Origin of the sequence: Pseudomonas sp. MF6776, assembly GCF_016613125.1 — a bacterium.
Classification (GTDB): domain Bacteria; phylum Pseudomonadota; class Gammaproteobacteria; order Pseudomonadales; family Pseudomonadaceae; genus Aquipseudomonas; species Aquipseudomonas iridis.
This window is the reverse complement of the sequence record NZ_JAENSQ010000010.1, coordinates 209,935-234,132: the sequence shown is the minus strand read 5'-3', so window position 1 is coordinate 234,132 and position 24,198 is coordinate 209,935. Positions and strand designations below refer to the sequence as shown.

The window sequence follows — 24,198 nt, the reverse complement described above, 5'->3', positions numbered from 1 at the left end:
GTTGCTCCCATTCGCGAGCAGGCTCGCTCCCACAAGGAATTTGCATACATCCCACTTCCTCATGCCAACCACTGCCCCCAGTGGGAGCGAGCCTGCTCGCGAAAGCATCTTCAGCCTCACCCTCAAAAACCGGGTTGCTCCCATTCGCGAGCAGGCTCGCTCCCACAAGGAATTTGCATCCAGAGGGCTATTTTCGTTGTACCTACTGGCTGGGCGGTGCCGGTTCTGGCTCGTTGGTCACCCGCAATAGTCCCCAGAGGCCCGAGGTATTGCCGTAGGCGCCGTAGTCGCGGAACAGGTAGTCACCCGGTATCGCGTTGCTGCCCCCGGCGCTCGGGATCATCGAGCTGAAGTGCGCCGCCGGCAGCACGCTCTCACGGGCGCCGATGTACATCGACATCGGGTTGTAACCGAACCGCACCGACCCCACGCCCGGCGTCCCCGTCGGATAGCCGCCGACATCACTCTTCTCGGCCAGGAACGGGTTCACCGACCACACGTGCCCATCCATCTGGAAGGTGCTGCCGCGGCTGCCACCGGTTGGCATCAGAATGTGCGTACGGAACGGTTGCCCCGGTTTGGCGTAAAGCACCGGTGTTTGCGGATCACCGCCGACCAGCGCGTTGCTGTAGGCCATGTGTGCGTTGAGCATGTCGCCATAACCGGCACCATCGGCATGTCCGAACGGTGCATCCGGGGCGAGGCCAAAGCGATACCACATCGGCTCGGTCTTGTAGTTGATGGCCATGCTCGAGTTGTCCTGCGGATCGGTCGGCACACCGAAGCCCTCGGCAGCAATGCCCTCCACCGGCCTGCCATTGGCCCAGCGAGTGTTCAACGCCTTGTGCCAGACCATCGCAAAATCGCGGTAGACGGCTTGCCCAGGCGCGGTAACCGTGGCATTGGCCTTGCGCGCATCGTCGACCCAGGTAGAACCCATCGGCAGGATGCTCATCGCGCCGCCCAGGCCTTTTTGCGATTGCTTGATCACGTCCGCCGGCGTGATATTCAGACCACCAAACTCGATGGCCGTGGCGTTGATGTTGTCGACACTGCGGCCCAACTGCGTCACTGGTTTGCCTTCACGCTCCAGGTGCCCGGCGTAGTACTGATAAGTACGAGTCGGGTACGCGCCGCTGTTGCCGACCCGCGGTGGCACGGTCTGGATCGGGTTGGCGCCGACGTTGACGCCGTCGGATTTGGTGATGTCATAGGCCAGCAGTTGCGCATGCAGACCAACGTGGCTGGACGGCCGCATCAGGTTGTTGCTGAAGGTGGTCGAGCCGAGGCCGCTGTTGCGGTCGCGTTTGACCATGCCTTGCATCACCGCGGTCTGGGTCAGGTCGGGCATCATGCTCGGCAGACGGTTTTCCAGGGTGATGTTGATGCAGTCACCGGCGGCGGCGCGCAGCACCAGCGGTTCGACCGGGATACCGGGTTTGAGCTTGCCGGTGGTCGCGTCGAGGTCGGATTTGCGCACATACAGAATCGCGGTCGGATCATGCAACGGCCCGCTCTGGCCGCCGATGGTGATGGTTTCGCCATCCTCCGGATCGGTCACCGTGACCTGCGGAATGCTCACGGTCCGCGAGTTCAGGACCAAGGTGCCGCCCGCCGCTTTCAATGGCCCGCCAACATGCTGGCCGAGACCTTCAGGGTCGCCGATGGTCAGGCCCAACGAGTTGCCGAGGATGTCGTTGGCGAGTGCCGCGACTACTTCATAGTTGCGCTGCACGGTCGGCCGGGTGCCGATGCCGTTCGGGTTGGCGCTGATGCGTGGGCAACTGCCGTCGAACGCCACGGTGTTACGCATCCCCGTCGGTTTAGCATTGTTCGGCAAGGCGAACAGGTCACTGCGCTGCGCAGTGTAGTTGCGCATCACGCCCCAGATGCCGCTCCAATAGCCTTCGATCGAGGCGTCCATCGAGTACAGATAATCCCCGGTGGTGGCCGCCGAACTGGACAGCATCGACACGGGCGCAATGAAGCCCATCTGCTCGGAGATCCCGATCATCTGCGAGGCGCGCCAGCCCGAGTTGGAGCTGCTGCCGAAGCCGGAACCGCTTTGCAGCCACTTCACGCCGTGCAAGGTGACGTTATGTTCCTCTTCGTGACCGCCGGCATGCACCCGCAGCCGCACGTTGTCGCCGGTGTAAGTGCGCAGCATCGGCGTGAACGGATCGCCAGGTTCCGCGCCGCCCTTGTTGATGTGCGGCGGGAACAGCGTGGTGCCGCCGGTTGGGCCGGTGGCGGAAGTGATCAGGTTCGGCGCCAGGTTCATCGCCGGAATCGCCCGATCAGTGCGGCTGTGCATGGCGAACGAAAGATCACCGCCGAGGCCGTCAGCCTGCATGCCGCGCTTGCCGTCCGGGCCGAGTTTGTTCGGGTCGTAGACGCGCAGGGCCAGCGGCTCGTTGCGATAGTTGACGACGAACATGCCTGGGTCATCCACCGAGATTGCCTGCGGGCACGGCCGGCTCGGGCAGCCCGGGACCTGACCGCCCTGCACTTCCACTATGCCGTCGAGCAAGGTGCTGGCGTTGTTGCGCACCGGCGGGTTGATCGCGTAGCGGAAGCTGTCGGCCGTGGCCGGGAAGCTTTGCGCATTCGGCACGCCGTTCGGCCCGGCGCCCACATACACGCCGGCTTCATAGGCGTGCTGGAAGTCGCTGTATTCGAGGAAGAACTCGCGGAAGCTGTCGTTCTTGCCGTCGCCGTCGAGGTCGCCGGTGTTGATCACCGCTTGCCACGAAGTCGGCCCGCCGTCCTGACGCGCGCCGCTGTACAGAGGCTCACCGGTTTCGGCGTGGAACCAGGTAGAACCGGCCGGTTCCGCGAGCACGGTGGCGTACAGCCCGATCTGTTGGTGCGTCGATGGGCCGAGGTGGTCGTGGGTGAAGATGGTACCGAGACCGCGATCGACACCTTTGGCATTGACCACCGGGTCGACGAACCAGCGTTGCATCGCCGTGCGTGCGCCCATCCAGTCGCTGCGCCCGTACTGACCGAAGAACGGGTGCGCCTTGGCTTTTGGGCACGCCTGTGTGCCATCGCGCGGGTCGGTGCCTTCGCACTGGTTGAACTCGCGGATCGCGTGGATGCGCTCCTGCACGGCACCCGGCGAGAGCACGCCATCCTCGTAGTTCCAGCCATTGGACGAGCCGTCGGCCGAGGTCAGGTCCCATTTGGGCAGGTGAATGTGCTGGCCGATCACGTCGGTTGGCGTGCGCACCTGATAGTCGTCCATCTCATAAGTGGCCGGCACCAGGTTGGTTTGCTGGTATTGCACGCAGTCGAAGGTGTTCATGCGCATCACCAGTGGCTCTGGCGGACGCTGCTTGGTGATCACCGGCCACGCGTCTTCCCACAGCGCCAGAATGCGCGCCTGCGGGAAGTGATAGCCAACCTTGTTGTACACCGCGTCGAACTGAATATTCGCCGCTTTGTAGATGCGCGGACGGTCGGCGGTGAAGGTCGAAGCGCCGGTGAAAGACATGCCGTCGATGCGTTCGCCGCTGTTGAATTCACCGGTGCCGGCGCTGCTGGTCAGGCGTTTGGCCCGATCATCCATGCACGGTTCGTAGTACGGCGCGCCCGCCATCGGCAAGGCACCGTTGGTACGAAAGGCCTTCGCGACCACTTGGTTGCCGGGCAGCAAGGCAAAGCTTGGGTGATCTTTTTGTGCGTGGAAGGCCATCGCCGACTGCTCGACTTCGGTGCCTTCTTCCGGCAGATAAATCGGCTTGGCGCGGGTGACTTCCTTGGAGAAATCCAGCGAGGTGGTCACGGTGTTCGCCTCACCACCGGCAGCTACGCCGTCGAGCGTATGGCGCTGCAAACCGCCATCCCAGCCGCCCGATTGCGCAGGGTCGAGGTTGGCCCACAGCGCTTTGCCGCTGGCCTTGAGTGCTTGTGCGGTGGCGGCGTCGAGCATGTCCAGCGGTGGAGTGGGTGGGCGTTGGCCGACCGAACTTTCCATGCCGCCGATCCAGAATGGGTAGCCAGGGTTTTTCAACGTGCCGTCAGCGTTGCGGTTGGCTTCGCTGCGATCCACCAGCGCCAGCGAACCGATAGCTTGGCCAGCCGCGTTGCCGCCGTGATGTTCGCCGTCGTCATCGGTCTCTTCTTCGTCATCGTCGTTGCCGGCAACCAGGGTTTCGCCGATTTTCGGCACCACCACCACTTTGCCGGGCATCGGCGCCATGGCTTTGCCGGGCAGTGGCACAATGGCCGGGATCGGCGTGCCGGCAATGATTTCACCGTCCGGCAAGGCGCGTGCACCCGCTGCCGGTTTGCCGCTGCGCAAGGCGAACGGTTCGCTGTGATAGCCGTCTTCACCTTGCTGCGAAACTTCCAGGCGAGTGCCTTCTTCGAACACGTCGTGCACGCGCCACATGGCCCACATGCCCTGGGCAAAATGCGGGTAGAAGTGGCAGTGATAGATCGCGTCACCGGCTACCCGATTGCGATTGCCCGAACCGCCGTTGGCGATTTCATAGGTGTAACCGGCGCCCGGGCCGATGCCTTGGGCGTCGACGTAATCGGAGTTGTCGTCATTGGGATTGAACAGCCACTGGTGGCCATGCAGGTGGAAAATGTGCTGTTCGTGACCGTTATGGGTGTTGCGGAATTTGACGAAGTCACCGATGTAGCTGTGGTTGACGTTGGACGGTTCGGACGGATACAGCGCCATGGTTGCCTTGACGCCAATCTGATCGGCGCGCGGGATCTGCCCCGGCGCGATGTTCTCAAGCCCGGCGTTGGCCGGTACGTCGACCAGCATCGCCACGTCACCGACGGTGTGCGAGCTGAGGAAGAACTCTTCGTAGGCGCAGGACAGGCAGTCGTGCATCGGTCCCACGCCCAACCGGTTGGCGACCACCTCCGCGCCCATGCCGCCGGAGCCGTAGTTGATCATGAACGAGTCGCGGGTCGGCTCCAGCACATGCGCCATCACCGGGTCGGCCCAGTAGGCAGGAAACGCTTGAGTCGCCGCCGTTTCGTCCTGGAACTGCGAGGCAAAATCGCGGAACGGCTCCAGCCGATTGGGGATCGCCGGATTGCGTTTGCCCACCGACTCCAGCGGATAGGTGCTGGCCGGAAAGCTGCCGTCAGCGTTGCTGCCCATCACGATGGCATCGCTTTCGCTGGAGATGATTTCGTTGCCATCGACCATATTGATGATCGGTGTGCCGGCCTTGCCTTCGCGCAGCCACGGTTCGCGCTGCGGGTAGCGCGCCTGGTAATCGACGATCGGATGACCGGCCGGCGTGCGCCCCGAAGTCGCCAGACGCATTTCTTCTTCAGTCAGCGTGTTGCGGTAAGTGCGGCCGCCCTTCGGCACCACGACCACCTGGCCAAACAGGCCATTGGCAACGTTACCCGCCGCGCCCTCGCCACCGAAGGTGGCACCACGGCTGCTGACGGCAAACGCGCCTTCGCGCTCGGCATACAACGTATAGGAACGGCTGGCTCCCGGCACCACCAGGCTATTGGCGTTGCGGCCGGTGTACGAAGAAATGTCGTCGATGCTGTTCACCGCTTGCAGGCCGTTGACCTGGAACCCGACGTGGCGGTCGGCGACCTGCTCATCGACCTTGAACTGTTCGCCGGCATTGGCGTTCGGCGCGCCCTCTGCGCCTTCCTCGCCCTCGTTTTCGAAGTGCTTGTTCGGGTTGGCCTGATAGTCGAGCAGGTTCTGCAGATTGATCGTCAGGCAATCCCCGGCGGCTACGCGCAACACCAGTGGCCGTGGACGCTTGTCGGCGCGCAACGAGACTTTGCCCGGCACTGCCGCGCCGCCGAAGGCCAGCGATACATCATGGTCATCGACCACGTCGCGGCGCAGCGCGTACATCATGCCGTTGGCGTTCTGCGCGCCGAGGCGGTTGAACATCAGCGGCTGATCGAACGCCACGACGTTGGCCACCAGGTTGCGCTCGCAGCGCACCGCCGCGCTGACCATTTCGACGCCAAGCATCGAGGCCAGCAACAGCAGCAGTTTGATGAGGGACGGAGCGGGATGAAGGCCGGCCATGATCAGAAACCTCGAAAGGGATGCTCGCAGGGAACGATTCTCGACAAAACCCTTGGAGCAATCCGCGTGCCACAAAAAAATCCTTTGCTTTTCAATGAGCTACTCAAACCATTTAAGAGCCCGGGGGATATTCCCCACCCGATTCCCCACTTTTCGCGCCTGCCGGGATTGCCCCGATAGTGGGTGAAACCGGGGACTTCCTTTACAACGGCGCGTCCACTGCCAGCCCTTGCAAGCGCCGGTACTGGCGCAAAACGCTGGGCACGTAACGCTGGGTTTCGGCGAACGGCGGGATCACCCGGCAACGGCTGAGCACTGCATCAGGCCCGGCGTTGTAAGCCGCCACGGCGAGGGTGATGTCGTTGTCGAACAGGGTCATCAGGCGCTTGAGGTATTTGGCCCCGCCCTGGATGTTGGCCTTGGGGTCGTAGACGTCGGTCACACCCATTTCCCGCGCGGTGGCCGGCATCAATTGCATGAGCCCGCCCGCGCCTTTGGGTGAGGTGGCGCCGGGGTTGTAACGCGACTCGGCGTTGATCACCGCGTGCAGCAGCGCTTCAGGTAATTGATTGACCTTGGCCGCCGCCGAGACCAGCTCCGCGTAAGGCTGGTTGGCGATCATTTGCGGCTGTTGATCGAGGCTGACCAGCGGCGCTTGCGCCTCGTGAATCACCCGTTCGTAAGTGCGTCCGGGACGATGCACATTGGACAGAACGTAGCTGCCCTTGGCGTCCACGGAGATGAATACATCGGCTTGCGCGGCACCGCTCAGCAGTACACAACCGAGCAATCCGCCAGTGAGAAATTTCATGTCGGGCCTCCCCGGACCGACCCCAAAAAATTGGGGGAAATGCCCCAATGGCCGATCACGCTTGAGCCATGCGCAAGCACTGTGCCGACTCGCGAGAGGCCCGTAATGCAAGGGCTTGCGGCCATCAACCGAGTTTTTGTCGAGCCTGAGCATGGCAATTGCATAGGCCCTTCAGGCGACTCGACTGACACTCACGGGAGGTCATCATGAAGCTGCATTTTCGTCCGCGTGCCCAACGCGGTTTCACCCTGCTCGAATTGCTCGTGGTGCTGGTGGTGCTCGGCCTGTTGGCCGGGATCGTCGCGCCGAAATACTTCGCTCAACTTGGCCGCTCGGAAGTGAAAGTGGCCAAGGCGCAGATCGAAGGCCTGAGCAAGGCACTGGATCTGTATCGCCTGGAAGTCGGCCACTACCCGTCCACCGAACAAGGCTTGCAGGCCTTGGTGACTGCGCCGAGTGACGAGGCGAAATGGACGGGGCCGTACCTGCAGAAAAAACTTCCGCAGGATCCATGGGGCCGCAGCTACGCCTACCGCTACCCCGGCGAAAACAGCGAGTACGACTTGCTGTCGATGGGCAAGGATGGCCAACCCGGCGGTGAAGGCGAAAACGCCGAAGTGACCAACTGGCAGTGAGTGGAGCGCGGCCCATGCGATTTCATCTGAAAGCTGTCGGCAAGGCGGGCGTGGTCTCCTTGAGTATCGAGGCGCCGGGGCATAGCGAGGCGCGGCACATTGCCGAGGATCAGGGCTTGCGCGTGCTCAGCCTGCATGCCGAAAAACACTGGCGTTCGTTGCGCCTGCGTCAGCGCGAAACGTTCAATCTGGTGCTTTTCAGCCAGGAGCTGACCACCCTGCTCAATGCCGGCCTGCCGTTGATCGATGCGCTGGAAAGCCTCGCTGAAAAAGAAACCGCCCCCGCTGCGCGCAAAACCCTGAGTGAACTGGTACGCCTGCTGTATGAAGGCAAATCCTTCTCGCAGGCCCTAGGTCAGTTGTCAGCAGTGTTTCCACCGCTGTACGTGGCGCTGGTGCAGTCCAGCGAGAAGACCGGTGCGGTCGGCGAGGCTTTGGGCCGTTACGTCAGTTACCGCCAACGCATGGACGAGGTGCGGCAGAAGATAGTCAGCGCTTCAATCTACCCATTGCTGTTGCTGGTGGTCGGCGGTGGCGTGGTGTTGTTTTTGATGGGCTACGTGGTGCCGCGCTTCAGTCTGGTGTTCGAAGGACTGGGCTCGAACCTGCCGTGGCTGTCGCAGATTCTGATGAGCGGTGGCATGTTCCTGCACGCGCATCAGCTAGAGTTTTTCGGCGGGTTGGCGGCGATCGTCGTTGCCCTCGCCGTGGTGCAGAAACAACCGGCGTTTCGCCGTGGGCTGGATCGGCTGGTGGAGAAGCTGCCCGCCGTGCATCAACGGATTTTCATGTATGAACTGGCGCGTTTTTACCGTTCGCTGGGGATTCTGCTGCAAGGCGGGATTCCACTGGTGACTGCCATGGGCATGGTGCGCGGCTTGCTCACTGTAGCGTCACGGGCACGGCTGGATCAGGCGTGCGAACGCGTGCGCGAGGGACAGTCGCTGTCCACCGCGCTGGAACTCAATCGCCTGGTGACGCCGGTGTCCCTGCGCCTGCTGCGCGCCGGCGAACAGTCCGGCAATCTCGGGCAAATGATGGAGCGCAGCGCCGACTTCTACGACGAAGAAATCAGCCGCTGGATCGAATGGTTCGTGAGGTTGTTCGAACCGTTATTGATGACGTTCATCGGCCTGCTGATCGGGGTGATCGTGATCCTGATGTACATCCCGATTTTCGAACTGGCTTCGAGTATTCACTGACCGCGGGAACGGGTCGGATCAATCGCAACAACGCACATCCACGTTCCCACCCCAGGCAACAAGACGGAGAACGACATGCACATTAAAAAGCTCATGCTCGCAATGGCCATCGGCGCAGTTCTGTCGGCGTCTACCGTAATGATTCCAGACAGTCTGTCGGGAATTTCCAGTGTTCAGGCGAAGGACGGAGGGAGTGGCGGCGGTGGTAGTGGAGGCGGTGGCGGAGGCCATGGAGGAAGCGGTGGCGGCGGAAGTGGCGGCGGCCATGGCGGTGGAGGCGGAAGTGGAGGCGGCGGCCATGGCGGGAGCGGTGGCGGTGGCGGAAGTGGAGGTGGAGGTGGAGGTGGTAACGGTGGTGGGCATGGCGGCAGTGGAGGCAGCGGCCATGGCGACGGCGGCGGTCACAGTGGCAGCGGTGGTCAGGGCGCCGGACACTCCGGCAGTTCAGCATCCTCCTCGGGACGCAGCGGCACCCACTCGGAGCCAGGCGACGATCACGGTGTACACCGTGCCGGCGAAGTCGGTGATGACCACGGCGTCCATCGCGCCGGCGAAGTCGGTGACGATCGCGGCTTGCATGCAGCGGGCGAACCCGGCGACGATCGCGGCGTGCATGTCGGCGGCGAACCAGGCGATGACAAACGCACTAACTGAACCATTCTGAAAACACCGCAATTCCTGTAGGAGTTGCCGCAGGCTGCGATCTTTTGATCTGGTCTTTAAAAACAAGATCAAAAGATCGCAGCCTGCGGCAGCTCCTACAGTTGATTTGCATACTGCTTAAAGGGCGACGCTGCTCTGATTCAACCGTTCACGCAGAAACTCGACCAGCGCCTGCACCGGGCGTGAGGCCTGACGATGTTGCGGATACACCGCCGATAAAGTCAGCGGCTCTGGCCGCAGATCATCCAGCACCGGCACCAATCGCCCCTCCTCCAACGCCGCGCCAACAATAAACGTCGGCAGATAGGTAATCCCCATCCCCTGCACCGCCGCATCCCTGAGCAATTCACCGTTGTTGACGCGCATGCGCCCGGTGACATTCACCAGCAGCGGTTTGCCCTGCCCCGCGTTGAACCGCCACTGCACTGAACGCCCATGGCCATACGGCAAGCAGTCATGCCCGAGCAGATCTTCCGGTTTGACCGGCGTGCCGCGTTCGGCCAGGTACGCAGGGCTGGCGCAATACACCCGCTCGATGCTGGCGATGCGCCGAGCGATCAGCGTCGAGTCTTCCAGCACACCGATGCGCAGCGCCAGGTCGTAACCTTCGCCGAGCAGATCCACCGGGCGGTCGCTCAAATCCACTTCCACCGTGACCTCGCGGTAGCGCTGTAAAAACACCGGCAGCAGACAACCGAGGTGCGCCACGGCAAACGACAGCGGCGCGCTCAGACGGATCGTGCCGCGAGGCTCGGCGGTCTGGCCGGCGATGCCTTGTTCGACCTGTTCGACTTCGCCGAGCAGGCGCAGCGCCGATTCGTAATAGCTCTGGCCCAGCGGCGTAACGTCGAGGCGCCGGGTCGAGCGATTGAGCAAGCGCACGCCGAGGCGTTCTTCCAGCTGCATCAATCGGCGGCTGACGAACTGCTTGGACAGGCCCAATTGATCGGCCGCCGCGGTGAAGCTGCCGGAGTCCATGACCTGGCAAAAAATACGCATGTCTTCGAACGGGTTCATTGTCACTCTCTGGTGGACAGTTAAACGCTTTATAGCCGCTTTTTCACTTCACGGCACCCTATTAATCTGTGTTCACGGTGTTGAAACCAACCCACAAGCCAACCGCGAACACAGTTGAAAAAGGAATTGAACATGATCATTAAAAAGACCCTGACCGCCACCCTCCTCGCCCTGTCCATCGGCAACGCTTTCGCCGCCGAGACCAGCGGTGTCGAGCACAACACCCAAGCCTTCCTCGACGCCCTCGCCGCGGGTGGTGGCAAACCGCTGGAGCAACTCAGCCCGAAGGACGCCCGTGCAGTGCTGACCGGCGCTCAGGCTTCGGTGAAAGTTGATTTGTCCGGTGTTGAAGTCAGCGACAAGGCGATCAAGGTCGACGGCCAGACCATCAACCTGAAAGTGGTGCGTCCGGCCAAGGTCAAAGGTGAACTGCCGGTGTTCATGTTCTTCCACGGCGGCGGCTGGGTGCTGGGCGATTACCCGACTCACCAACGCCTGATCCGTGATCTGGTGGTGGGTTCTGGCGCGGTAGCGGTGTACGTCGATTACACGCCGTCGCCAGAAGCGCAGTACCCGACCGCGATCAACCAGGCTTACGCCGCAACAAAATGGGTGGCCGAGCACGGCAAGGACATCAACGTCGACGGCAAGCGTCTGGCAGTGGCCGGCAACAGCGTCGGCGGCAACATGGCGGCGGTCGTCGCGCTGATGGCTAAAGAACAGAAAACCCCGGCCCTGCGCTTTCAATTGTTGATGTGGCCGGTGACCAACGCGCAATTCGACGACGGTTCGTACCAGCAATTTGCCGAGGGCCACTTCCTCACCAAAGGCATGATGCAGTGGTTCTGGGACAACTACACCACTAACCCCGCCGAGCGCGCGCAGATCCATGCCTCGCCCCTCAACGCCAGCGCCGAACAGCTCAAAGGCCTGCCTCCCGCACTGGTGCAGACCGCCGAGTTCGACGTGCTGCGTGACGAAGGCGAAGGTTATGCGCGGCACCTCGACGCGGCCGGTGTGCCGGTGACCTCGGTGCGCTACAACGGGATGATTCATGACTTTGGTCTGCTCAATCCGCTGAGTCAGATTCCGGGAGTGAAAGCGGCCGTGCGTCAGGCAGCGGCTGAGCTCAAGACGCATCTGAACTGAGTCCAGGCCCTCGCCACACCTCTCGGTGTGGCGATTTTTTTTGTGCCCATGGGAGTGCACTTCATGAGTTTTTTCTCCGCCCACCTGTTGTCCTGGAGTGCTCTGCTGCTGGTGGCTGACGCGGTGTTGTGGCACTTCACGCCATTTACCCATCGTGCGCCACGGGTCGGGGTGCGGCTGGCGCTGTTTCTGGCGTTTAGCGCGCTGGTCATCAATGCCGGTGTCAGCCCTTTGCAGGCGCCGGTATTCGTCGATGACCGGGTGGCGCAGCTCGGTGCGACGGCGTTGGGCATCCTCTGGTGGCTGTACGCGGCGCGAGTGCTGACGGAGGTGATCGGCCTGGTGCTGATGCGCCGCATCGGTCACAGCGGTCGCCTGTTGCAGGACGTGATCGGTGCGCTGGTGTTTCTGGTCGCGACTGTCGCGGCGGCCGGTTACGTGCTGGAGCTGCCGGTCAAAGGCTTGCTCGCAACGTCCGGCGTGGTCGCCATCGTCGTCGGTCTGGCGCTGCAAAGCACCTTGGCTGATGTGTTCAGCGGGATCGTGCTCAACACCACAAAACCCTATCAAGTCGACGACTTCGTGGTGATCGATGGCGTCGAAGGCAAAGTGCTCGACATCGACTGGCGCGCCACCCACTTGCTGACCAGTGCCGGCACCATGGCCGTGGTGCCGAATTCGGTGGCGGCCAAGGCCAAGATCGTCAACCTCAGTCGACCGGACAACATGCATGGCGTGTCGATCAGCATCAAAGTGCCCAACCACATCCGCCCGCGCCGCGTACTCGATGCCCTCGACCGCACGCTGCAAGGCAGCAGCAGCCTGCTGTTGTCGCCGGCGCCGAAAGTGGTGTTGAAAGAGGCCGGTGAGGAAATGTCTGAATACGTGGCCAGCGGTTTTATCGCCGAGCTGGGCAAGAAAAGCGAAGTGCGCAATCAACTGTTCGACCTTGCCCATCGGCATCTTGAGGCTGCCGGGATTTCGCGACACCCGGACGGCGTGATCGAGCCGACGACCCGCGCCCGCGCATTGCTCGATGAAGTGAAGATCTTCCGTTCGCTGAGTCCTGATGAACGCGACCGACTGGCAGCATCGATGGTCGCGCAGCAGTACAGCGCCGGCCAAGTCGTGCTGGACCTGAATGAAGTGCCGGACAGTCTGTTTGTGATTGCTACCGGCGTGGTCAGCGCGACGGTGCCGGATGGCGATGGGCAAACCGAGGCCGGACGCATGGGGCCGAGCGAAGTGATGGGTGAGCAAAGCATTCTGGCGGACACGCCGTCGCAGGCGACGTTTACGGCGCTGACGTCTTCGATTATCTACCGTCTCGACAAGACCTTCACGCGCGAATGCATGGAGCAGCGCACTGAGGTCGGTCGTGCGTTGAACAAGTTGCAGGCGGTGCGGCAGCAGAACAGTCGCCTCGCATTGATGGCTGAACCGGTGGCGGCGAGGAAAGGTGGGTTTTTGGGTTGGTTGCAGAAGCGGTGAAAGCAAAAGATCGCAGCCTGCGGCAGCTCCTGCATTGGACTGCGTTCCCCCTGTAGGAGCTGCCGCAGGCTCGGGCCGCGATCGGACGATCTTTTGATCTTACTTAGCGGTGAACTTGGTATAGCTGTTGATCAGGTTGCGGTAGTTAGGCAGGCGCTCCGACAGCAGATTCGCCAGACCTTCCATGTCGTTGCGCCAGTCACCCTGCAACTCGCACGCTACGGAGAACCAGTTCATCAGTTGCGCACCGGCCGCCGACATCCGCGCCCAAGCCGCTTGCTGCACGGTGGTGTTGAAGGTGCCGGAAGAGTCAGTTACCACGAACACTTCAAAACCTTCAGCAATCGCCGACAGCGTCGGGAATGCCACGCACACGTCAGTCACCACACCGGCAATGATCAATTGCTTACGACCCGTTGCCTTGATCGCCTTGACGAAGTCTTCGTTGTCCCAGGCATTGATCTGGCCTGGACGCTGAATGAACGGCGCGTCCGGGAATTGCTCCAGCAGTTCCGGCACGATCGGGCCGTTGGGACCGGCGTCGAAACTGGTGGTGAGGATGGTCGGCAGTTTGAAGAACTTGGCGATGTCGCCCAGCGCCAGCACGTTGTTCTTGAACTCGTTCGGTGAGAAATCCTGCACCAACGAGATCAGGCCGGTCTGATGATCGACCAACAACACAACCGCATCGTCTTTGTTCAAACGTGTGTAAGGAACGCTCATGGGAAACTCCTTGCTGGACCGATGGATGTTGCGTGAAGCGCCGACCGCGTGGCCGACGCATTTAAAAGAGATCAGAAGGCGAAACAGGAACAACCGAACGCGCCCCAGAACCCGGCGAAGTCACTGACCGGCGCATTCGACAAACGCGCTTTTTCATGGCTGTGCGAGTGCACGCCACATGGGCCGCTGCACTGGTGCACTTGCGCCTGCAACGGCGAATTCGGCCGCCAGTGGCCCGGGACTTTGACCACGGGCGACCAGTCCGGCAGCACCGGCACGCTGGCCGGCCCGAGGTCCTGGAAGTCGCCGGCGGCGTAGACAATCTTGCCGCCGACCACGGTCAGTACCGATTCGATCCACTTGATCGCTTCTTCCTCGCCATGGAAGAAGTCCGCGCTCAGCGCCGCCAGATCCGCCAGTTGGCCGACCTTGATCTGGCCTTTCTTGCCCTGCTCCGAGGAGAACCAGGCGCTGCCGTGGGTGAACAATTCCAGCGCGGTGGTGCGTGGCAGACCTTCTTCGTACAAGGCCAGACCACCGACGGTGCGACCGCTGACCATCCAGTACAGCGAGGTCCAAGGGTTGTAGCTGGAAACGCGCGTGGCATCGGTACCGGCGCCGACCGGCACACCTTCGGCGAGCATGCGCTTGATCGGCGGAGTCGCCTCGGCGGCTTGCTTGCCGTAACGGTCGACAAAGTATTCGCCCTGGAACGCCATGCGATCCTGAATCGCGATGCCGCCGCCCAACGCTTTCACCCGTTCGATGTTCTGCGGGGTGATGGTTTCCGCATGGTCGAAGAACCACGGCAAGCCGTTGAACGGAATGTCGCGATTGACCTTCTCGAATACGTCGAGCATTCGGCTGATCGATTCGTTATAAGTGGCGTGCAAACGGAATGGCCAGCGCTGTTCGACGAGGTGGCGCACCACCGGCTCCAATTCCTGCTCCATGGTCTGCGGCAGGTCCGGGCGTGGTTCGAGGAAGTCTTCGAAATCCGCCGCCGAGAACACCAGCATCTCGCCGGCGCCGTTGTGTCGCAGGAAGTCATCGCCCTGATGCAATTTCACGCTGCCGGTCCAGTTCTGGAAATCGGTCAGTTCTTCTTTCGGTTTTTGGGTGAACAGGTTGTAGGCGATGCGCACGGTCAACTGGTCATCCTTGGCCAGTTGTTCGATCACCTGATAATCGTCGGGGTAGTTCTGGAAACCGCCGCCGGCATCGATCGCACTGGTCAGGCCGAGGCGATTGAGTTCGCGCATGAACTGGCGGGTCGAATTGACCTGATATTCCAGCGGCAACTTCGGCCCCTTGGCCAGCGTCGAGTAAAGGATCATCGCGTTGGGCCGTGCGACCAGCATGCCAGTCGGATTGCCGTTGGCATCGCGGACGATCTCACCGCCCGGCGGGTTCGGCGTGTCGCGGGTGTAGCCGGCCACGCGCAATGCGGCGCGGTTGAGCAGCGCGCGGTCGTACAAATGCAGAATGAACACCGGGGTGTCCGGCGCGGCCTGGTTGATTTCTTCGAGGGTCGGCATGCGTTTTTCGGCGAACTGGAATTCGTTCCAGCCCCCCACCACACGCACCCATTGCGGGGTCGGTGTGCGGTCGGCTTGCTCCTTGAGCATGCGCAACGCATCGGCCAGCGATGGCACGCCTTCCCAGCGCAGTTCGAGGTTGTAGTTCAGACCGCCACGGATCAGGTGCAAGTGCGAGTCGTTGAGGCCGGGAATGACGCAGCGGCCGTGCAGGTCGACGACTTGCGTGCCCGGACCGCGCAGGGCCATGGCCTGGGTGTCGTTGCCGACGACCACGAAGCGGCCGTCCTTGATCGCCACCGCGCTGGCCAGCGGCTTAGTGCGGTCTACGGTATGAAATTGGCCATTGAACAGAATCAGATCGGCGCTCATCGCAGTTCCTTCGACAAAAAGTGAATGGGCTTCAGCGTGACGGGTGTTCTGTGGGATCGACGTGGGCATGGGCCTGACCGGCTTCCAGCCAGGGCGCGAACAAACGGGTCACGCGGGGCATGAATACGTACACCACCGACAGCACGATGGTCAGGGTGATCAGGAACGTGGCGACCACGTAGTTGGCAAGTAAGGGATGCAGCTTGAGCAGCGGCCCCCAGATCAGTGGCACCAGCAAAGTGTGCGGCAGAATCACCAACAGCGTGATCACCGCCTGCTTCCAGCGCGGCGGCGGCGAGGCGGCATCGGCCAGCGGGGCGAACCAGAATTCGTTGATCGGGGCGACTTCGGTCTGGTCGCCATCGGCCAGCATTGGTGTGGCTTCGTCGATCAGCGCCTGGCGCTGCGGCGACTCCAGCCACAGCTGCATTGCCTGGGTCGAAGAGAACCGCAAAACGCAGGTATACGCGTCGAGTCCCGCAAGCTTGCCGCGCACAACGTCCACGCCCAGGTGCCCTTGCCGCTGCCCCGCCACACGAACGATATTGCGCAGCCAGGCTTCATAGGGCTGTTCAAACCCGGCCTTGACCCGGTGCTTGACGATCAGCGTGACGGTCTCACCGGTCCCCGGTGCTGTTGAACTCAGGACTTCAGGCATGACGCAGCACTCCGGGCAGACGCGTATTGAGCGCCAGCCGTCCGGGGCCGGCGATGAATACAGTGGCAAAGAGGATTAACAGCAGCCAGCCGAACTGCCCTTCGGCCACAGTCCATTGCGGATGCACGAGCAGTAACGCCACCAGCAGCACAAATAGAATAGGCAAGCAGGCCAATCGCGCCAGCACTCCGGCGACGACCAGTAGCGGACAGAGGACTTCGGCGAAGATCGCCAGGATCAGGGTAAGGTGGGATCCAAGGTGGAAAGGGTCTTCGATCAGCTGCAATTGCGCCGTGTAGTCCAGAAGCTTGGGCATGCCGTGCACGCAAAGAAGAAACAACCCGCCACTGACCCGCAGGAACAGCAAACCGACGTCGCCCGACCGTTCATCGCATTGTGAAGCGTTCATGACCCGACCCTTGAAATGTCATTGGCCTGAATGATGCCGATGCCGGGCGCGAGGAAATTGGATGGGTGTGCTCAGTTAGTCGTTCGAGCCAAATCTCAAGTGCACTAAAGATCTCTGTGGGAGCGAGCCTGCTCGCGAAAGCGGTGCGTCAGTCGGTCAATATGCCGCTTGGCACACCGCTTTCGCGAGCAGGCTCGCTCCCACAGTTCTCACGGTCGTTTCGTCACACCGGAGGGATATCCAGCGCTGCCGACATAAACTGGCTGATCTGCGCTCTGAGCCATCTCTCGGCAGGATCGTTGTCATGCACACCGCTCCAGGCCATCGACAATTGCGCGGCATCAATCGGGAACGGCGGGTCTTCGGCGCGCAGGCCACAGCCTTCAACCAGCGCACACGCGGCGTAATCCGGCACGGTGGCGATCATTTCGGTGCCGGCGAGCAAGGCGCGCAAGCCACTGAACTGCGGCACGCCAAGAACTACGCGGCGCGAGCGGCCAAGCTTGGCCAGGTCGAGGTCGATGTTGCCGCTCAAGTCGCCCGAGAACGACACCATTGCGTGGGGACGCTCGCAGTATTCGTCGAGTGTCAGCGGCCCCGGGCGATCATCGCCGCGCAGGACTTTGCAGGGAATGTCGCGCAGTTTCTTGCGTTTGGCGTTGGCAGGCAGATCCGTGGTGTAGCTGACGCCGACGGAGATTTCCCCGGAGGCCAGCAATGCCGGCATCAGCAAGTAGTTGGCACGGCGCACCACCACGACAATACCCGGCGCCTCTTGCTGCAAATGGCGCAACAGCGGTGGAAACAGACCGAACTCGGCATCGTCCGACAGGCCGATACGAAACACATCGCAACTGCTCGCCGGTTCAAACTCCTTGGCGCGACTGACGGCCCCGGAAATGACGTCCATCGCCGGTTGCAACTCCTTGAGGATCGCCAGGGCGCGGGCGGTCGGTTCCATGCCGCGACCGTTGCGCAGTAGCAACGGATCATCGAACAGGTCACGCAGACGCCCGAGCGCTGCACTCACCGCCGGTTGGCCCATGAACAGTTTTTCGGCGACGCGGGTCAGGTTCTTTTCGAACATCAGCGCTTCGAAAATCACCAGCAGGTTCATGTCGACGCGACGCAGATCATTACGGTTCATCGGCTCGGTTTCCTTCTATGGCCAGCCACACGCACGTGCTACGCACTTTAGCCGATCAATGACGCTGTAAACGCCGTGCCAGCGCGAAATTAACAACGATTAACTCGTCAGTCACAGCAGCGCATTCAACAATGAATGCCTCTGCGCAGCGTTGTTTTTTTGATTGAGGGAGAGCGCTGACCGTGCCTTCCCCACCGACACGGACATTGGCCATGGCTCAATTACACCCCACCGTCGCCCTCGCCCCTGCCTGCGAACCGCGCAAAAGCGGGATCGGCGGACTCAGCCCGCAACGCGAACGACGCGTCAAACAACTCATCCTCGAACGCCTCGGCGAAAGCCTGGAAGTCACCGAACTGGCCCACGCCTGTTCACTGTCACGCAGCCACTTCTCCCGGGCATTCAAGTGCAGCACCGGGCTCTCGCCGCAAGACTGGATCCGCACCCAACGCATCGCCCGCGCCAAACTGCTGATCCAGCACACCGACCTGAGCCTTACGCAAATCAGCCTGGAATGCGGTTTCTGCGATCAGGCGCATTTCTGCCACATGTTCACCCGCAGCGAAGGCATCAACCCGTTCGCCTGGCGCTGCCAGATCATGGGTGAACCCAAAAGACAACGCTCACCCTGCGCCGTGTTTTGACCGTTGCTCCTGCGTCACCCGTTGCACTGATCGCAAAACCTGAGGATTATGCCCGGACACCCCAGAATAGACGGCCTGCGCTTGCGCCCAGCGCTGCTTCGCTCTGTCCGCCGCAGCATCCCAGGAGTGAGCTGTTGAGTCTTCCCCCGAATCAGGCCCTCGGTTTCGGTCCCTATCGGATTCATCCCGGGCAACGGCTGGTGCTTGAGGGCGATCAGCCGTTGCGACTGGGGCGGCGAGCGATGGACATTCTCCTGACTCTGCTGGGCCACGCCGGCGAGGTGGTGAGCAAGCAGCAATTGATGGCCGCAGTCTGGCCGGACAGCGTCGTCGAAGACATCAACCTGCGGGTGCACATGGCAGCGCTGCGCAAGGCTTTGGGCGACGGTCAGGCTGGCCAGCGCTATATCGTCACCGTGGCGCAACGCGGTTACAGTTTTGTTGCGCCGATCCTGCACGAGACTATCGAACAGCGACCGGCGGGCGATGCCGACGGTCGGCACAATCTGCCCCTGCGGCGCACGCGGATGATTGGCCGTCAGCCCCTGGTCGACCGGTTGATGACGCAGCTGCCACGCCGGCGCTGCATTACCCTGGTCGGCCCCGGCGGCATCGGTAAAACCACTGTGGCTTTGCGCGTGGCTGAACAGTTGATCGGGCATTATCGCGACGGCATTCGACTGGTGGATCTGGCGCCGCTCAACGACCCACAACTGATTTGCTCGCACCTGGCGGCCCTGCTCGAGCTGTCGCTGCTCGACGGCGATCCGCTGGTGTGTCTGGTCAATGGTTTGCGCCAGCGCCAGATGCTGCTGGTACTCGACAACTGCGAGCACCTGATCGACGCCGTTGCAGCGCTCAGTGAAAGCATTCTGCGCGGCGCGGCGCAGGTGCATATTCTTGCCACCAGTCGCGAAAGCCTGCGAGCGGAAGGCGAATTTGTGCAACGTCTGGAAACCCTCGACTACCCACCATTGCCTGTCGAACTGGACCGGGCCCAGGCGCTGGGTTTTTCCGCGTTGCAGCTGTTTGTCGAACGGGCGACCGAGGCGCAGGAAAGCTTTGAATTGAGCGATGCCCAGTTGCCGCAAGCCATCGAGATTTGCCACCGACTGGACGGTATTCCACTGGCGCTGGAACTGGCGGCGGCACAAGTCGCCGAACTGGGGCTGGACGGCTTACTGAGGCACTTGCAGGGCCGTTTGCCACCCTTGACGGCGGGTGACCAGAGTAACGTCGAGCGCCACCTGACGTTGCGTGCCACGCTGGACTGGAGTTTCAACCTGCTCGATCGCTGCGAGCAAACCTGCTTGCGTCGACTCGGTGTGTTTCGCGGCGGGTTTACCCTGGAGTCAGCGGCGGCCGTCATCGTCGGGCAGCAGATCGACCCCGCTGCGGTGTTCGCCTCGATCACGCAATTGGTGGCCAAATCCTTGCTCAGTGTCGAGGTGGGTGATGAAGAGGTGTTCTATCGCCTGCTCGATACGACACGCCGCTATGCCCTGGAAAAACTCGATGTCGCGGCTGAACTCGATGAGACTCGTCAGCGCCACGCCGAACGCTGCCTGGCCCTGATGCATCAGGCGCAATCGCACTGGGAAAACACCCCCACGGCGTTGTGGATCGAGCGCTATGCCCGAGGTCTGGAGGATTTGCGCGCAGCGCTGGAGTGGAGCCTGAACAGAGCCGGGCCGGATAATCTGGCCATTGAGCTGACCGCAGCCTCGGCGCCGTTGTGGCAGGAGCTTTCGCTACTCAAGGAGTACGGCGATTACGTGCGGCGGGCGTTGCGCCTGCTGGATGAAATTGGTGCCCCCTGCCCGCATCTGAAAATCGCCCTGAAACTGGCCTTGGGCAGTGCCTGTTATCACACCTGGGGCGCCACCCCGGAGACTATCGGCGCTTTTGTCGACGCCCGCCAACTGGCCCACACACACGCTGATATCTCCGGCCAACTGCGCGCAATCTCCGGGCATCTGGCGGTCAACCTCAGTTGTGGGCGCTACCGGATGGCGCTGGAGCAGAGCGAACAATTCGACCGCCTAGGCCCGCAGGGCGACCCGCTGCTATCGCTTAGCACGCACCGTTTGCGGGTGCTGGCCCTGCATTACGCCGGCGACCAGCCACAGGCGCGCATTCATGCCGAGCAAGTGCTCGAACGCATGGCGCACAGCGGTCATCTCAACCGCTTTACCCACGGTTTTGGCGTGCAATACGACCAGAGTGTCGCCTCACTGACCGTGCTCGCCCGGGTGCTGTGGCTGCAAGGATTTCCCGAGCAAGCGTGGCGCACGGCGCGACAGGCATTGGACATTGCCCTGCAGATCAATCACGGCACCTCGATTTGCTACACCCTGGCACTGGCCAGTTGCGTGATCGCCCATTACAACGGTGACAAGCAGAACGCCCGGGCACTGTTGCATCTGTTGCTTGAGCAATCGCAGAAGCATTCGGTGCTGTTGTTTTATCGCTGGGCGCTGCACTACGCACAGGTGATCGACGCTGAAACCACTATGCCCTTGCCGGCGGATGGCAGCGGGCTGGTGCGGGAAATCATGGTGACGCTGGATGAGCGCTTTGTTGATGATGATTTGCTGACGCGGGCGCTGGCTGGTGATGCGGGTTGGAGTACGGCGGAGATTCTGCGGGCTCGGGCGAATGCGTTAATGGTTGATGACGCAGGGCGTCCGAGCGGACGGCTTCGCGAGCAGGCTCGCTCCCACAATGGTTTCATGTTAAACGCAAATTCTGCGTCCCCCCCAAATCCCTGTGGGAGCGAGCCTGCTCACGAAGAGGCCAGCTCAGTCACCGCAAATGTTCAGGAAGCAGAAGCCATCCTGAAACAAGCCCTGTCCATCGCCCGCACCCAAGGTGCCTTGGCCTGGGAATTGCGCAGCGCCACCTCGCTCGCCCAGCTCTGGCAACGTCAATCCCGTCATCGCGAAGCGCTGGATCTGCTGACGCCGATCCATCAACGTTTCACCGAAGGCTATGCCACGCCGGACCTGCGAAAAGTGCGCCAGTTACTCGACGAGTTGCGCGATCCCGTGCTCGCCTGACGCATGACGCACACGACTGATAAAGCGCGCATGTCGACGCTCCAGTTCAATGCCTTCACCACTGCGCTCAAGTTGCTCACGGGCATAACGCCGGGTGGTATTGAGCATCCGGTATCTGCCCGCGCCAGCGCCCTGCTCCACCGCCAACAATGACGTATGCACCAACCGTTCGATGATCGCCGCCAGCTGCGACGCAGACAGCATTGGGCAAATGATCACGCCCTGAGCGGCCTCCAAAGTGAAGGCCAGTTTGAACACCGACAAGCGTTGCAGCACGCGCTGTTCCTGCTCGCTCAAGCGTTGATAACTCCAGTCGAGTGCGGCCTGCATGGATTGATGACGAGGCACCGCCGTGCGCCGGCCATGGTTGAGCAATTGCAGGCTGTTGGCCAACTGCGCGTGCAATCCGACCAACGCCAGTGCGTCGATCTGCGCAGCCGCCAGTTCGATCGCCAACGGCAGGCCATCGAGCTGACGACAGATCTCGCGTACGGTCGGCAGATCCTGTTCGCGCAAACTGAAATCATGCTGTCGAGCCCGGGCGCGGCTGACAAATAGCTGCACCGCCGGATAGCCCATGGCCTGCGCAACACAATCGACTGCCGAACTGTTAGGAAAAGTCAGCGGTAATAACGGTTGAACGGTTTCCAGGCTGGCCTGCAAGATCTCACGACTGGTCGCGAGAATCGTCAGTTGCGGCGCGGCGTCCAGCAGCGTCTCGACCATTGCCTTACAGGCCTCGCGCCGGTGTTCGCAATTGTCCAGCACCAGCAATGCATGACGCACGCACAGCGTGGCGAAATCGCAATCGAGGGTGCGTAACAGGTGTTCCAGCAAGGGGATTTCGACATCGATCTGCGCCAGATCGACCAACCACACGCCATCACGAAAATGTTGCAGCAGTAACTCCGCCACGCGTAGCGCCACGGTGGTCTTGCCGACACCGGCAGGCCCGGTGACAGTCATCAGTCGACACAGCGGCAGGCGCCGCACCATGCCGCCAATCAGTGCATCGCGGCCGGTGACCGGGGTCAGCCGCGCGGGCAAGTTGTGCTGCGGTGATTGCAGCCCTTCGAAGACTGCTTGCGGCACGCTGTCGTAATGCACCGGGGCGATAAAGCTGTACCCGCGCTGCGGCACAGTGACGATATAAAGCTGACCATCCTGACCATCGCCCAACGCCCGCCGCAGTGCAGCAATGTGCACGCGTAAGTTGATCTCTTCGACTACCGACGTTGGCCAGATCCGAGCAATCAATTGCTCCTTGCTGACCACCTGCCCCGCCCGCTCGACCAGCAACTGAAGAATGTCCAGCGCGCGACCGCCCATGCGCAATTGCCGATCCCCGTCGAGGATCAGCCGCTGGCGTAAATGAAACGCGTAAGGGCCGAAACGCAGCACCGCCGCCGTGTTCACATCGTTGAAATTGTCCATGCCAACTATCTTGGCAGCCTCAGATGACGGCACAACCGCCACACAGGGCGTCGCACGGACATCCGGGTGCCCTGGACGGACAGAACCGCTCTAGCTGAACTGTTCGCGGTACTGCGCAGGGGTCAGGCCGAGCTTTTCAGCGAATAGCGAACGCATGCGCCGCACGCTGCCGAAACCGCTTTTATAGGCCACGGTTTTCAGCGGCAGATCGCTGGTTTCGAGCAAATGACGTGCACAGTCGATGCGCGCACTTTGCAGAAACTCCATCGGCGTCATGTTGACGTCACGGGCGAACACCCTGGCGAAATGCCGCGCACTCATGTTCGCCAGCCTCGCCATGCGCTCGACGGTAAACGCCTCGTCGAGGTGTTCCAGCACATAGTGCTGCACCCGGGTGACGGGGGTTTCCTGCGGAGCCACAGCAGCCATCAACGGGCTGAACTGCGCTTGGCCGCCTTGCCGCTTCATCACCACCAGTAAAACTTTGGCCACGTCCTGAGCGATTTTCTTGCCATGATCCCGGGCGACCACGGCCAACGCCAGATCGATACCCGCAGTGACGCCGCCCGAGGTAATCAGATTGCGGTCTTCGACGTAAATCTGATCGGTCGTCACATTGGCTTTCGGGAATCCCTTGATCAGGCGTTCGGTGTAGTTCCAGTGCGTGGTCACGCGATAACCGTCGAGCAATCCGGCATGGCCCAGCACGAAAGCGCCGGTGCAGATCGAGCCAAAACGCTCGGCACGCTGCACGGCCCCGGGTAACCAGGCGAACAGCGTCGGGAATTTTTCGTTATAGGCCCCCGGGCCACCCGGCACCAGCAGCAAGTCATAGCGCTCGTCGCTTTCACCGATAAGCAGGTCAGCGTGCACGCAAACGCCATTGGAGGCGCGCAGCGGGCCGCGTTCTGTCCCAAGTGTAATCAGTTGATAGTGTGATTCTGCTTCCAGAAAACGATTGGCAACCGAAAACACTTCCATCGGGCCGGCCATATCGAGCAGCAGAAAGTCGGGGAACAACACCATTGCCACGGTTTTCATGGTTTTACATCACTGATCGAAAAAGAATAAACGCGAAAGTCAGGGTGAGCATTATGGCCAAGCGCGCTCTGAACGTTGGAAAAGAATGCGTGAACTGGCGAGCAGAACTGTCAACCTGATCGCGACAGTCTTTCAATTTTCATCTACTTATTGCTTCAAACGGTTAAC

General features: G+C 61.7%; 17 protein-coding genes. 7 read left to right on the top strand and 10 right to left on the bottom strand.

Features of this window, described 5'->3' with window-relative positions:
• Positions 1-202: 202 nt before the first annotated feature.
• Positions 203-6,037 (bottom strand): manganese-oxidizing multicopper oxidase MnxG, encoded by a 5,835-nt coding sequence (gene mnxG / locus JJD74_RS14565; RefSeq protein WP_200614961.1) that lies wholly within the window; start codon positions 6,035-6,037, stop codon positions 203-205.
• A 202-nt stretch (positions 6,038-6,239) separates the two neighbouring features.
• Entirely contained in the window at positions 6,240-6,848 is a 609-nt protein-coding gene (locus JJD74_RS14560) for a lytic transglycosylase domain-containing protein (RefSeq protein ID WP_200614949.1), read from the bottom strand.
• A 206-nt stretch (positions 6,849-7,054) separates the two neighbouring features.
• Here JJD74_RS14560 and gspG point away from each other — a divergent pair, with 206 nt between their 5' ends.
• From gspG to JJD74_RS14545, 3 genes are all read left to right on the top strand, one after another.
• The gene (gene gspG / locus JJD74_RS14555; protein ID WP_042558733.1) at positions 7,055-7,483 is read left to right on the top strand and encodes a type II secretion system major pseudopilin GspG; all 429 of its coding nucleotides are present in this window, start codon (positions 7,055-7,057) and stop codon (positions 7,481-7,483) included.
• 14 nt (positions 7,484-7,497) lie between these two features.
• Complete coding sequence (locus JJD74_RS14550; protein WP_042558732.1) at positions 7,498-8,685, top strand: type II secretion system F family protein; 1,188 nt, start codon at positions 7,498-7,500, stop codon at positions 8,683-8,685.
• A gap of 75 nt (positions 8,686-8,760) precedes the next feature.
• Positions 8,761-9,339 (top strand): hypothetical protein, encoded by a 579-nt coding sequence (locus JJD74_RS14545; RefSeq protein WP_200614946.1) that lies wholly within the window; start codon positions 8,761-8,763, stop codon positions 9,337-9,339.
• A gap of 126 nt (positions 9,340-9,465) precedes the next feature.
• Here JJD74_RS14545 and JJD74_RS14540 read toward each other — a convergent pair whose 3' ends face one another.
• The gene (locus JJD74_RS14540; protein WP_200614943.1) at positions 9,466-10,365 is read right to left on the bottom strand and encodes a LysR family transcriptional regulator; all 900 of its coding nucleotides are present in this window, start codon (positions 10,363-10,365) and stop codon (positions 9,466-9,468) included.
• Positions 10,366-10,497: 132 nt separating this feature from the next.
• On the opposite strand from JJD74_RS14540, the gene JJD74_RS14535 reads away from it, so the two are divergent.
• Both JJD74_RS14535 and JJD74_RS14530 read left to right on the top strand, forming a co-directional pair.
• On the top strand, positions 10,498-11,514 hold the full coding sequence (locus JJD74_RS14535; RefSeq protein WP_200614941.1) for an alpha/beta hydrolase: 1,017 nt from the start codon (positions 10,498-10,500) through the stop codon (positions 11,512-11,514).
• 63 nt (positions 11,515-11,577) lie between these two features.
• Complete coding sequence (locus JJD74_RS14530; protein ID WP_200614939.1) at positions 11,578-13,005, top strand: mechanosensitive ion channel family protein; 1,428 nt, start codon at positions 11,578-11,580, stop codon at positions 13,003-13,005.
• Between the two features lie 99 nt (positions 13,006-13,104).
• On the opposite strand, the gene ycaC is transcribed toward JJD74_RS14530, so the two are convergent.
• From ycaC to JJD74_RS14505, 5 genes are all read right to left on the bottom strand, one after another.
• Positions 13,105-13,728 carry an isochorismate family cysteine hydrolase YcaC gene (gene ycaC, locus JJD74_RS14525; protein WP_200614936.1) on the bottom strand — a complete coding sequence of 208 codons (624 nt, stop codon included), beginning with the start codon at positions 13,726-13,728 and terminating at the stop codon, positions 13,105-13,107.
• Positions 13,729-13,799: 71 nt separating this feature from the next.
• A complete protein-coding gene (locus JJD74_RS14520; RefSeq protein WP_200614935.1) occupies positions 13,800-15,638 on the bottom strand; it encodes an amidohydrolase in 1,839 nt (612 codons plus the stop codon).
• 31 nt (positions 15,639-15,669) lie between these two features.
• Complete coding sequence (locus tag JJD74_RS14515; protein ID WP_200614932.1) at positions 15,670-16,296, bottom strand: antibiotic biosynthesis monooxygenase; 627 nt, start codon at positions 16,294-16,296, stop codon at positions 15,670-15,672.
• Complete coding sequence (locus JJD74_RS14510) at positions 16,289-16,705, bottom strand: DoxX family protein (RefSeq protein WP_200614929.1); 417 nt, start codon at positions 16,703-16,705, stop codon at positions 16,289-16,291. Before JJD74_RS14510 ends, JJD74_RS14515 begins: the two co-directional genes overlap by 8 nt.
• 223 nt (positions 16,706-16,928) lie before the next feature.
• The gene (locus JJD74_RS14505; protein ID WP_047300519.1) at positions 16,929-17,852 is read right to left on the bottom strand and encodes a LysR family transcriptional regulator; all 924 of its coding nucleotides are present in this window, start codon (positions 17,850-17,852) and stop codon (positions 16,929-16,931) included.
• 212 nt (positions 17,853-18,064) lie between these two features.
• Here JJD74_RS14505 and JJD74_RS14500 point away from each other — a divergent pair, with 212 nt between their 5' ends.
• A complete protein-coding gene (locus JJD74_RS14500) occupies positions 18,065-18,496 on the top strand; it encodes a helix-turn-helix domain-containing protein (protein WP_042558722.1) in 432 nt (143 codons plus the stop codon).
• Positions 18,497-18,630: 134 nt separating this feature from the next.
• Positions 18,631-21,555 carry an ATP-binding protein gene (locus tag JJD74_RS14495; protein WP_200614927.1) on the top strand — a complete coding sequence of 975 codons (2,925 nt, stop codon included), beginning with the start codon at positions 18,631-18,633 and terminating at the stop codon, positions 21,553-21,555.
• On the opposite strand, the gene JJD74_RS14490 is transcribed toward JJD74_RS14495, so the two are convergent.
• The gene (locus tag JJD74_RS14490) at positions 21,520-22,989 is read right to left on the bottom strand and encodes an ATP-binding protein (RefSeq protein ID WP_200614924.1); all 1,470 of its coding nucleotides are present in this window, start codon (positions 22,987-22,989) and stop codon (positions 21,520-21,522) included. The two genes, JJD74_RS14495 and JJD74_RS14490, sit on opposite strands and share 36 nt — an antisense overlap.
• A gap of 90 nt (positions 22,990-23,079) precedes the next feature.
• Positions 23,080-24,030, bottom strand: coding sequence for a GlxA family transcriptional regulator (locus tag JJD74_RS14485; RefSeq protein WP_200614922.1), 951 nt, complete (start codon positions 24,028-24,030; stop codon positions 23,080-23,082).
• Positions 24,031-24,198: the final 168 nt, after the last annotated feature.